4 protein-coding genes and 1 pseudogene are annotated in these 2,636 nt (G+C 65.8%); 1 reads left to right on the top strand and 4 read right to left on the bottom strand.

The genetic code is table 11. The annotated features are described in order from the left end of the window. Positions 1-111: 111 nt before the first annotated feature. The 4 genes and pseudogenes from A5730_RS24085 to A5730_RS24080 all read right to left on the bottom strand — a co-directional run. Positions 112-576 (bottom strand): annotated as a pseudogene (locus tag A5730_RS24085) (hypothetical protein); the annotation flags it as partial. Between the two features lie 74 nt (positions 577-650). Then, entirely contained in the window at positions 651-1,016 is a 366-nt protein-coding gene (locus tag A5730_RS01225; RefSeq protein WP_067894516.1) for a hypothetical protein, read from the bottom strand. A gap of 8 nt (positions 1,017-1,024) precedes the next feature. Then, positions 1,025-1,588 (bottom strand): VOC family protein, encoded by a 564-nt coding sequence (locus A5730_RS01220; protein ID WP_067894513.1) that lies wholly within the window; start codon positions 1,586-1,588, stop codon positions 1,025-1,027. A 31-nt stretch (positions 1,589-1,619) separates the two neighbouring features. Next, positions 1,620-1,991, bottom strand: coding sequence for a hypothetical protein (locus tag A5730_RS24080; RefSeq protein ID WP_082946663.1), 372 nt, complete (start codon positions 1,989-1,991; stop codon positions 1,620-1,622). Positions 1,992-2,068: 77 nt separating this feature from the next. On the opposite strand from A5730_RS24080, the gene A5730_RS01215 reads away from it, so the two are divergent. After that, positions 2,069-2,563, top strand: coding sequence for a nitroreductase/quinone reductase family protein (locus A5730_RS01215; RefSeq protein WP_067894510.1), 495 nt, complete (start codon positions 2,069-2,071; stop codon positions 2,561-2,563). The last annotated feature ends 73 nt before the right edge of the window (positions 2,564-2,636 follow it).

The raw sequence follows: 2,636 nt of genomic DNA, 5'->3' as shown, positions 1-2,636 counted from the left end.
AATCTTCGCGTTTCTCTGAAACGCAACGCGGGGCCGGGGGCGGCCCTTGGCGCTCCGCGTTTTTCCGGGGGCGCTTGTTTTCAACCTGCGTAGGGGGGGGGGGGGGGGGGGGGGGGCGTCCGGCGGCGGGGGCAGGATTCCCTCGGCGTCGGGCATGGGCAGGAACATGTGGTGCGTGAAGCCCGCCTGGTAGGCGCCGGCGCCACCGATGTGCACGCCACCGCGCTCACCACTGGCTACCGGGGTCCCGTCCGGCAGGGTGGCGGCCGTGTGGCCGCCGTTCCACCCGATCACGAGGGCGTTGGGGGCGGTTCCATACTGAAAACCGCGCGCCAACAAAGCCGCCTCTTCGTTTCCGGTGTTGAACCGGTTGCCGAAGACCGGGCGGTCGGATGCTGCATTGGCAACCCACGAAACGAGCCCCGAGCAATCCGTCCCGGCGGGAGAATCTCCACCCGGAATATAAGGCGTTCCGGACACCTGATTGATCAATGACATCAATGTTGCAAGTACTACCATGGCCGGGGACGCTAGCAATAGCTGCGAATGTTCGCCAAAAATTGTGGCCCACGTCATTCGCTAAGCGGACAATGGCGTGGGCCGCACATTAGCGCAAATCCAGCGTCGCCGCAGATCGCTAGCCAGCAAACTTACCGGCGGGCCTCATTCGGACCAAGTTCGGACTCGGCCATCTCGCGGTCGATGCTCGCCTGGTCCCGCTTCTCCCGGGCTTCCGCCCGCTTCTGCCGGTCGTCCTCGCGCCGCACTCGCTCGAGCTCGCGCTGCGCGGCCGTGCCCTCGCGTTCGTCGGCACACCGCTCCCGCTCGTCCGCCGCTTGTTCGCGGTCATCGGCGATTCGATCGCGATTATCGGCGACCCGATCGCGCCTGCCCGCCAGCCATTCGCGCCTCTTGACCTCGACCTCACGGCGACGGACCGCGTCCTCGCGCTCATCGAGCGCGTGCGCCCGGCCTTGAGGCTCATCGGGTGTGTTGGCGCTGTCATCGACGGCCACAACTCACCCTATCCCCGCGCCGGGCGTCTTGGCAGTGTTCTCTTGGCCTGCCGAAGGACACCCGGCACCGTGTTGGCCAGGTCCGGCCTGACCTTCGCGAAACGCCGGATTGACCGATAGAACCGCCAAACTTGTCGAGGAGTAGGGACTTTGGGAATCCAAGCCAGTTCCCAGTGGATCCCGTTGATCGGGTCGTCGAAGAAGACGGCGTAGTAACCGGGCCAGTATTGCGGGTACTCCTGCGGCTCGTCGGTTACCGGGATGCCTCGATCGGTAAGAAACTCACGGTAAAAGTGGTCGACCTCTCGCCTGCCGCGAGCCCACAGGGCAACGTGGTTAATCCCGACCGCCTGGTTGCGGTGCGTCAGCTTCCCTCCGGTGTGGGCCGGCTGAATGCCAATGTAGCTGTGCGGGTTGGCATTACGCGTCATGTAATACGTCGACTCGTACTCCATGTTCAGAGACGAGAAGCTGCTGTAGCCGAGCCAGCCGAACAGTGCGTCGTAGAACGCGATCGATTGGTCATAGTCCAGCACCGCAAACTCGACGTGACATACACCCCGCCACCGCATCAGGCCTCCCCCACGGCCGTTCGGCCCCGCGTCAGACCGGAGTCCAGATCCCGTTGTTCCAGAATCCCCAATTTCCGGCGCCGGTCGGATTCCACATCAGCTTGGCCCCGGGCGCCCACGGGGGTGGCGGTGGTGGCGGCGGCGCCCAGAAGGGCGTGGGTCCCCAGGGTCCCGCACCCGCCGGGAAGCTCTGGCCCGCCGGCCCTTGCCAGTCGTGGCACTGATGCCAGTCCCAGTTGTAAACGGTGCCCCAGCTCGGGTCCCATGGATTGCCCGGGCACCAGTGCGAGGTCGGGGCCGCGTGGGCCACGCCGCCCGCCAGCCCTGGGCCGGACAACGCCAACGCGCAGCCCAGCACCGTCCCCGTGAACCGCCGGACCCACGGCCGCACTCGCTCCACCATCCCTAAAGCATTTCCCCGGACCGGAATCCAGGCAAGCCCCAAAGTTTGCCTCGATGCCGCGCACGTATTGTCGGGATATGCCGCTGCGGTACGTGGACCCGCATAAGCGACGGGGCGCGTTGTACCGGGCCAGTGTTCGATTCGGGCGTTCGCGCGCGGGGCAGTTCATGGCCCGTCACATCGCGCGCCACACCGATCCGTACCTGTTTCGTCTCACCGGAGGGCGGGTCAACATGGGCGCGATCATCAACGCGCCGCTCGTCACCACGGGCGCCAAGTCCGGCCAGAAGCGGGAGGTGCAACTCACCTACTTCCACGACGGCCCCGACGTCATCTTGTTGGCCTCGAACTTCGGCGGCACGAAACACCCGCAGTGGTACCACAACTTGAAGGCGCATCCGGACTGCGAGTTCGGCGACGAGCCATTCACGGCGCGGCAGGTCACCGATCCCGACGAGTACGCCCGACTGTTCGAACTGGCCAACCGGATCTACTCGGGCTACGCCGACTACCGGGACAAGACGGCGCCGGTGGGCCGGGACATTCCGATCTTCCGGCTGCAGCCGCGCTAGCTGTACTCAGCCATCAGGTTGGTCGCAGTCGGCTGATCGGGGGTAGTCCTGCGAGTGCGCTGTGGCGTCGTTG

It is taken from the genome of Mycobacterium sp. ACS4054, from assembly GCF_001667275.1.
GTDB lineage: Bacteria > Actinomycetota > Actinomycetes > Mycobacteriales > Mycobacteriaceae > Mycobacterium.
This window is presented reverse-complemented; position numbering and strand designations above follow the sequence as displayed.